A 7760-nucleotide genomic window follows, 5' to 3' on the forward strand; every position below is an offset into this window, starting at 1 on the left:
GAACGCCTGCACGAACGTGATGGACCGCATGCCGCCGCCGATGACGTTGATGATCACGATGGCGCCAACGGCAACCGGGCCGAGCCAGACTGGCAGACCCAAAAGGGTTTTCAGCGCCAGCCCGGCACCCTGGTACTGCGGAACGAGGTAGAAGATACAGATGACCACCACGACGAGCATCGCGACCTTGCGCAATCGCGCCGAGCCCAAGCGGAACTCGGCGAAGTCGGGCACGGTGTATGCGCCCGACCGGCGCAGTGGCGCCGCGACGAACAGCAGCAAGCCGAGGTATCCGGCGGTGAACCCGACCGGATACCACAGTGCGTCGGCGCCGTACTTGGCGATGAGGCCGGCCACGCCGAGAAATGATGCGGCCGAGAGGTATTCGCCGGAGATGGCGGCGGCATTCCATTGCGGCCCGATGCTGCGCGACGCGACCAGGAAGTCGGACGTGGTGCGAGACAGCCGGATTCCGTAGAAGCCGATGCCGACGGTGGCAAGTACGGAGGTGAGCAGGGCTGCCGCCGTCAACGGTGCACCCGTCATGGTTCGCCGTCGACGACGCGGATGAAGTCCCGCTCACCCTGTTCGGCCAGCCGGACGTAGAGCCGTCCGACGCCGTAGAGCACCGGGTACACCACCACGCCGAGAATGAGCCAGTTCAGCCGGATGCCGAGCACCCGAACGTCGTCGATTTCGGGAAAGAGCCCGATCAGCAACGGAACTGCCGCGACGGCGCACACGACGACGGCGGCCAGTCGCAACGCCAAGCCGAGCTGGGCCCGCATCAATCCGCGGACGAGCGCGTCGCCGACCTGCGTCTGTTCCTGCACCTCGACCCGGGTCCGGATGATCCTGGCACCCCTGCGGTTGGCGAGGATCACGCGCTCGCGCTGCGGTCGCCCGCTAGTCATCGGCTGTCAATCCCCCGGTCGCTGCGCTCTTGCCCTCCGGATCCGGCCTCAGGTTGCGCATCGGGTCGCGGATGACACGGTCACGGAGCTCACGGGCCTGTCGGCGACTCACCGGCAGCTCGATGGCGGGTGACGCCCCGTTCGCACGCAACCGAACCAGCACCGCGCCGTCGGTCGTGCGCACTCCGACGACAAGGCGAAGCGCCACCAGATATGAGCGGTGGATCCGTTGGAATCCGCGTTCCCGCCAACGAGATTCAAGGGTGCTCAACGGGATGCGCACCAGATGTGCGCCGGATTCGGAATGCAGCCGCGCGTAGTCGCCCTCGGCTTCGACCCAGCCGATGGTGTCCCGCGGGACGAGGTGGGTGATGCCGCCGAGTTCGGCGGGGATGACGTCGGGATCATCGTCGTCGATCGTTGCAGTCGGCGGGGAGGCCAGCACTCTGCGGACGGCCTCGTCGAGCCTGCTCTGGCGAATGGGTTTGAGCAGATAGTCGACCGCGCCGACGTCGAACGCCTCGACTGCCTTGTCGTCGTGGGCCGTCACGAACACCACGGCGGGTCGATGGGAGTAGTTGGCCAACACCCCGGCGAGCTCGAGCCCGCTCAGCCCGGGCATGTTGATGTCGAGGAACACCGCGTCGATGGTCCGCCGGTTCAGTTCCCGCAGCGCCGAAGTCGCGTCACCGGCCTTGAATACCGTGCCGATGTCGGGATGTTCGGTCAGGAGGTACACCAGCTCGTCGAGCGCAGGAGCCTCGTCGTCGACCGCGAGCACCACGAGTGGCCTGCTCAACCGAATGCACCTCCGCCGGCCCGGACGCCCGATCGAAACTTCGGGACCCGCATGATGACCTTCGTGCCCGCGCCCATGGCCGTCTCGACCACCAGACCGTAATCGTTTCCGAACGCTGCGCGCAGGCGATGGTCGACATTGGTCAGACCCACGTGTGCGGAGTGGCCATCCGCGCCAGGCGCTCCGTCGGCGAGCGGATCGGCGGGGCCCGACCGCAGCGCCTCCGGGTCCATCCCGACGCCGTCGTCCTCGACGGTGATGACGCAGTCGGTGCCGTCGTCGTGGGCGACCAGCTCGACGGTGCCACCGCCGCGGCCCGCCAACCCGTGCCGGACGGCGTTCTCCACCAACGGTTGCAGTGCGAGGAACGGCACGACGACCGCGAGCATCTCGGGTGCGACCTGCAGCCTGACCGTCAGCGCCTCGCCAAAGCGGGCGCGCTCCAGGGTCAGGTAGCGGTCGATGTTGCGCAGCTCGTCGGACAGCGTCGTGTACTGCCCTGCGGCGCGGAACGAGTAGCGGGTGAAGTCGGCGAACTCGATGATCAGCTCGCGGGCGCGATCGGGGTCGGTGCGCACGAACGATGCGATCGTGTTGAGCGCGTTGTAGATGAAGTGCGGGCTGATCTGGGCGCGAAGGGCCAGCACCTCGGCACGGTCGAGGCGGGCGCGCGACGCGTCGAGGTCGGCGAGCTCGAGCTGGCTGGCGGCGTAGCTTGCCACCTCGCCGATGGCACCGAGCATGCCCGGTCCCGGTTGGCGCGACATCACCGCGACGAGTACGCCGAGTGCGTCGCCGTCGTCGGTCAGCAGCGGCTGCGCCACCATCGCGCCTGCCCGGTGATCGGACATGATCCGCCGTTGGCCGGTGAGTGCCTCCTCCGCGGCGGTCTCGGCCGCAGCGAGCGCATCGGTGGTCCATGTCGAGCGATCGGATGGATCGTGCGCCAGGTGCTGACAGGCCGCGTCGTAGACGACGACGCCGTCGGCCCCGGTGAGCTGGCGCAGAAACGGTGCTGCTCGTTGCGCCGAGGCCCCATCGAGCCCGTGCCGCAGCGCGTGCGCGGCCAGCGAGGCGGTGTGCAGGGCAGCGTGCACGGCCCGCTCGGTGGGGGTGGCGACGACGCGGCGGGTGCGCACCGCCATGACTGCAGCCGCGGTGGCCAGGATGAGCACTGCCGCCAAGGCGATCGCGATCTCGGCAGGCATGTCACCTCGCTCGGTCGGGGCAGGGTCTCTGCAGTGTTGGCCACCCTAGACTGGCGCAATGGCGAAACTGCAGCTAGTGCAAGATCCGGCCGCCGACGAGCTGTTGGAGTCCAATCCCTTTGCGCTGCTGGTTGGCATGATGCTGGATCAGCAGATTCCCATGGAGGTGGCGTTCGCCGGGCCGCGCAAGATCGCCGAGCGCATCGGGGGAGTCGACGCCCGCGAGATCGCCGACTACGATCCGGATGCCTTCATCAGGTTGTTCTCGGAAAGGCCTGCGGTGCACAGGTTTCCGGGTTCGATGGCCAAGCGGTTGCAGACGCTGGCGCAGGCCGTCGTCGACGAGTACGGCGGCGACGTCGTGGGGCTGTGGACGGCTGGTGATCCCGACGGCGCCGAGGTGCTGCGTCGGCTCAAGGCCTTGCCCGGCTTCGGCGAACAGAAGGCCAAGATCTTCCTGGCGCTCCTCGGCAAGCAGTACGGCGTGACGCCAACGGGCTGGCGGGAAGCGGCGGGCGACTACGGCAAGGCGGGGGTGTACATGTCGGTGGCCGACGTCGTCGATCAGGGCTCGTTGGAGAAGGTGCGGTCGTACAAGAAGGCCGCCAAGGCAGCGGCGAAGGCAAACGCGAACGCCTGACGGGGCTAGAGCGCGCCGCCGTCGAACCGCTCACGGGTGACGAACTCCGCGACGGGCTTGCGGGTGAGCTTGGTGACCTGATGTTCGGGCTTGCCAAGGGGCAGCAGGGCGGCGACCGCGTAGTCGTCGGGGATGCCCAGCAGCTCCTTCACCATCGGTTCGCGAGCGACCACCATCGTCGTCAACACGCCGCCATACCCCTCGTTGCGGGCGGCGAGCAGCACGTTCCAGACGAAGGGGTACACCGACGCGCCGCTGATCACCCCAATGCGGTCCAGGTCCTGATCGAACGCCGCCACGACGCCGAGGTCGAGGCAGATCACCAGCACCACCTCGGCGTCCAGCAGCGTGCCGCCGCCGCCCCTTGGCACCGCTGTGGCGTCGATCGTCGCGTCGTCGACACCGCAGGGCTGCAAGGGGTTCCAGGGTGCTTCGCCGTTGGCGATCTGTGCGGCGTACCGCTGTGCGCCAGGGGTGGACAACTCGGCCAGCCGCTCGCGGGTCGGCATGTCGCGCACCGCGACCACGCGCACGCCTTGGCGGTTGCCGCCACTTGGGGCGAAGCGGGCGTTGTCCAGGATCCGCTCGAGCACGTCGTCGGGAAGAGGATCCCCGGTAAACCGCCGGACTGCCCCCGTCGTGCGCATTACCTCGTACAACTCCATGTCGTCATCATGCTTGTGGGATCGTGGTGGCATGGCGAAAACACACTTGAGCTGTCCCTGCGGCGAGGCCATCACCGGCACCGACGAGGACGACCTCGTCGAGAAGGCTCAGACGCATCTCTCCGAGGTGCACCCGGGCCGGGAGTACGACCGGGAGATGATCCTCTTCATGGCGTACTGACGGGAGCGCACTGACGGGTAGGGGCAGGTCACGGGACGACGGTCGAACCGATCGTCGGCATGAACTGACACTGCTTCTCGGTCGTGGTGACCTGGCCGAAGATGGTCGACATGATGCTGCCCGATCCGGTGTCGGCGATCGCGGTCAGCGTCGTCGGGCCGGCCGGGTTGATGTCGGCCTGCGGCTTGAGGGTGACGGTGCCGGACTTGCCCGAGGTCAGATTGACCCAGGTCACGTTCAGCGGGAGCTTCTGCTCGGCGGCAGGCCCCGGCGTGCCCATCGCGGTGAACACGTAGGCCGTCTGACCCGCGGCGGGGCCCGGCTTCGGGATCGACGCCGGACCGGCGACCGAGATCGCCGTCGCGAGAACGTTTCCGCCGTCCTTCAAGCACCCGTTGCTGATCGACGGATACATGAAGTCTTGGGTCGTTGGCGCATCCGGACCGAAGGCGGGTCCTGGCGCCGGCGCGCCGTCGGGACCTGGGACGGCTGCCGCCGCAGGTGCCGCATCCGGCGGGGCCGCGACCGCCGCGTCGGGAGCGGGTGCGGGATCGGGCACCGGTACCGCGTCGGGAGCCGGGACGGCCGCGAGCGGCGCGGCATCCGGCACGGGGCCCGCCGCATTCGCGGGGTCGATCCCCTGCGGGAGGTGCGCCTCGGTACCGGGGATCGCACCCGCTGCAGGGACGTGCGCCACCTGAGGATCGGCGACGAACTGATTCACCGCCGCCGCGACGTTCTTCGAACCGGACGGCGTCGCGCTGTTGCCTGCGAACGCCGCCGCGGCGGCCATCAACATCGAGGCGGCGTTCGTCGGGTCACCGGCGGCCTGCTGGATCGCAGGCCCCAGGCTCTCCATCGCGGGCAGCCCCGGCGCCTGAAGGCCGCTGATCGGTAATGGGATCGGTGGCGCGGGCTCTGCGTGGGCGACCGGTTGGGCACTCAGCGTCAGCGCGGCCGACGCACCCAGTGCGATCAGCAACGTTCTGGTCGAAGGCATGACTCTCCCGTGATTCGTAGATTCTGCGGCCTGGTGGGGCAAGCGTCAGGGCAGCGCTGAGGTGGGGAAGAACAGCGGGAGCACCCCGTCGGTCGCGGCGGGTAGGGCGGGCGCCGTTGCGGCAGGCACCGCGGCAGGGACGGCGGCTGCGGCGGCGGGCACCGCCGCCGGGATGGCGGACGGGGACTTCGGCAGCAGGTTGGCCAGCGGCGTGCCCGCGGGCATCAGCGAGGCCAGATCACCAGGGAAGCTGAGCTGCTGCGGCAGCGGCAACGGGTTGTTCGGAACCTGCGGCAGCTGGACTTCGGCAGTGGGGATCAGGCCTGCCGCGGGGGCCGCGGCCGGAGTCGCGGCGGGGACGGCCGCCGCGGGAAGGGCCGCTGCTGGGGTGGCGGGAACGGCAGGTGCCTGCGGCAGCGTGACCGAGGCGGTTGCCGCCGGTGCCGGTGCTGCCGCCGGTGCCGCGGCCGGTGCGGCCGCCGCTCCGGTAAAGGCCGACGCGAGGCCCTGCAGCATCGCGGGCGCGTTGGCCGCCGAGATCTGGTTGAGGAACGGGATGTTCGGGATCGCCGGGACCGGAGCGGGGTCGGCCGAGGCGGTCGCGCTGAGCAGCAGCGCGCCAGGGACCGCGCAGGCGGCCGCAATCACGCTGGTGGCGAACAGTTTTCTGGTGAAGCGCATGGTTCTCCCAATCGGTTGACGGCACGTCTGACACCGAAGCTACGGAGTTACTGAAGTTACTCAAGTGACACGTGTGGCATTTATCCAACCGTTACTGACACGACGGCCGATGGTGACCCAATGGCACACCTGAGCCATCGAAGCGACGGGGGAATCTAGAGTCGGACGGATAGCCAGACAGACAGAAGTCGCACCCGCCACCGCCGACGCGACGCCGCGGAGTCGAATCGTGGCCGTCGCGCCGTACCTGCTCGCGCTGAGCCTCCTCGCGCGCTTCGGGATCACCTACCTGGTGCCCAACGGCACCAACTTCATCGACCTTCACGTCTACGTCGACGGCGCCGCGACGATGGACCGCGGCGGCCTTTACGACTTCGTGTACCACCCGGTCATTCCGCCGCTCCCGCTGCAGTTCACCTATCCGCCGTTTGCGGGCGTGATGTTCTATCCGCTGCACTTCCTGCCGTTTCCCCTCGTCGGCCTGTGCTGGCAGCTCGGCATCGTCGCGGCGCTCTACGGCTGCGCGGTGCTCGCGCTGAAGTTGTTGCGGAAGAACGATTTTCGCCAGGCGATGGCGTGGACCGCGCTCGCGATCTGGTTCGAGCCGATGCGCCATCTGTTCGAGCTCGGCCAGATCGGTGCCCTGCTCATGATCGCCGTGCTGGCCGCCGTGTACAGCAGTCGCTGGTGGGTGTCAGGACTGCTGGTGGGACTCGCGACGGGAATGAAGCTGACGCCTGCGGTCGCGGGCCTGTACTTCGTCGGCGCCCGCCGGTGGCTGGCGGTCGTGTTCTCCGCCGTGGTGTTCGGCGCGACGGTGGCGGCGTCGATCGCGTTGGGCGGTGCGCAGGCCCGGTTCTACTTCACCACCCTGCTGGGTAACGCCGACCGGGTTGGTGTGGTGGACACCCCGATGAATCAGTCGCTACGCGGAGTCTTCGGCTATCTGGCGGGACACGACGTCGGGTATGGGCCGACACTGGTCGCCGCGTTGGTCGTCACCGCGATGCTGAGCCTGGCCGCGTGGTGGCGCATCGGACCCGACGATCCGCTCGGCCGGATCGTCGTCGTGATGCTGTTCGGCTTGCTGCTCTCCCCGATCAGCTGGACTCATCACTGGGTGTGGCTGCTGCCGCTGGTGATGTGGCTGGTGCTGGGCCCGCTGCGGGCGCGAACCCGATTCCTCGGGTGGGGGTGGGTGGTGCTGGCCTACGTCGGCTCGCCGTGGTTGGTGAAGTTCGCGAGCGACAGCGGGTGGCTCACTGGCAGACCGTGGTACGCGGAGTTGGCCGGTTCGGTCTACGTGCTCGGCGCGGTGGCGACGCTCGGCTACCTTGCCGTGGTCAGCCGACGATCCGATTGATGTCGCCAGCCATTGCGACGTCCTTGTCGGTGATCCCACCCTCGGAATGCGTGACGAGCGTGAAAGTAACTGTCCGCCAACGGATGTCGATGTCGGGATGGTGATCTTCGCTTTCGGCGTGCTCGGCCACGCGGCGGACGGCGTCGACGCCTTCGAGAAACGCGGGGAACTTCACCGACCGGCGAAGGGCTCCGTCGGAATGCTCCCAGCCCGCCAGCTCGGACAGCGCGGCGTCCACCTGTTGATCGGTCAGCACGGCCATCACTCGACGGTATACCGTCGCTGCGTGCCGAACCAGATCGTCGTCGC

11 protein-coding genes are annotated in these 7760 nt (G+C 68.5%); 3 read left to right on the plus strand and 8 right to left on the minus strand.

The window, feature by feature from the left end:
* From QOD90_RS15595 to QOD90_RS15610, 4 genes are all read right to left on the minus strand, one after another.
* A partial coding sequence (locus QOD90_RS15595; protein ID WP_526351226.1) for a sodium:solute symporter family transporter occupies positions 1–546 on the minus strand: 546 nt, incomplete at its 3' end.
* Positions 543–914, minus strand: coding sequence for a hypothetical protein (locus tag QOD90_RS15600; protein ID WP_526351228.1), 372 nt, complete (start codon positions 912–914; stop codon positions 543–545). The genes QOD90_RS15595 and QOD90_RS15600, both read right to left, overlap by 4 nt.
* Positions 907–1713: a LytR/AlgR family response regulator transcription factor gene (locus QOD90_RS15605; protein WP_526351230.1), complete on the minus strand. Its 807-nt coding sequence runs from the start codon at positions 1711–1713 to the stop codon at positions 907–909. The genes QOD90_RS15600 and QOD90_RS15605 overlap by 8 nt, the downstream gene beginning before the upstream one ends.
* Complete coding sequence (locus QOD90_RS15610; protein WP_526351232.1) at positions 1710–2921, minus strand: sensor histidine kinase; 1212 nt, start codon at positions 2919–2921, stop codon at positions 1710–1712. Before QOD90_RS15610 ends, QOD90_RS15605 begins: the two co-directional genes overlap by 4 nt.
* Before the next feature lie 58 nt (positions 2922–2979).
* Between QOD90_RS15610 and QOD90_RS15615 the strand changes: the two genes are divergently transcribed.
* On the plus strand, positions 2980–3561 hold the full coding sequence (locus QOD90_RS15615) for an HhH-GPD-type base excision DNA repair protein (protein ID WP_526351234.1): 582 nt from the start codon (positions 2980–2982) through the stop codon (positions 3559–3561).
* Positions 3562–3566: 5 nt separating this feature from the next.
* On the opposite strand, the gene QOD90_RS15620 is transcribed toward QOD90_RS15615, so the two are convergent.
* On the minus strand, positions 3567–4226 hold the full coding sequence (locus QOD90_RS15620) for a nitroreductase family protein (RefSeq protein ID WP_526351236.1): 660 nt from the start codon (positions 4224–4226) through the stop codon (positions 3567–3569).
* A 31-nt stretch (positions 4227–4257) separates the two neighbouring features.
* Between QOD90_RS15620 and QOD90_RS15625 the strand changes: the two genes are divergently transcribed.
* Complete coding sequence (locus QOD90_RS15625) at positions 4258–4407, plus strand: DUF1059 domain-containing protein (RefSeq protein ID WP_526351238.1); 150 nt, start codon at positions 4258–4260, stop codon at positions 4405–4407.
* Positions 4408–4435: 28 nt separating this feature from the next.
* Here the strand turns inward: QOD90_RS15625 and QOD90_RS15630 are convergent, their stop codons facing one another.
* Entirely contained in the window at positions 4436–5407 is a 972-nt protein-coding gene (locus QOD90_RS15630) for an Rv1157c family protein (RefSeq protein ID WP_526351239.1), read from the minus strand.
* Positions 5408–5452: 45 nt separating this feature from the next.
* Positions 5453–6088, minus strand: coding sequence for a hypothetical protein (locus QOD90_RS15635; protein WP_526351241.1), 636 nt, complete (start codon positions 6086–6088; stop codon positions 5453–5455).
* 136 nt (positions 6089–6224) lie between these two features.
* On the opposite strand from QOD90_RS15635, the gene QOD90_RS15640 reads away from it, so the two are divergent.
* Positions 6225–7451 carry a mannosyltransferase gene (locus QOD90_RS15640; RefSeq protein ID WP_526351243.1) on the plus strand — a complete coding sequence of 409 codons (1227 nt, stop codon included), beginning with the start codon at positions 6225–6227 and terminating at the stop codon, positions 7449–7451.
* Here the strand turns inward: QOD90_RS15640 and QOD90_RS15645 are convergent.
* Positions 7432–7713: a 4a-hydroxytetrahydrobiopterin dehydratase gene (locus QOD90_RS15645; protein ID WP_526351245.1), complete on the minus strand. Its 282-nt coding sequence runs from the start codon at positions 7711–7713 to the stop codon at positions 7432–7434. The two genes, QOD90_RS15640 and QOD90_RS15645, sit on opposite strands and share 20 nt — an antisense overlap.
* Positions 7714–7760: the final 47 nt, after the last annotated feature.

Source organism: Mycobacterium sp., from assembly GCF_032161845.1.
Lineage (GTDB): Bacteria > Actinomycetota > Actinomycetes > Mycobacteriales > Mycobacteriaceae > Mycobacterium.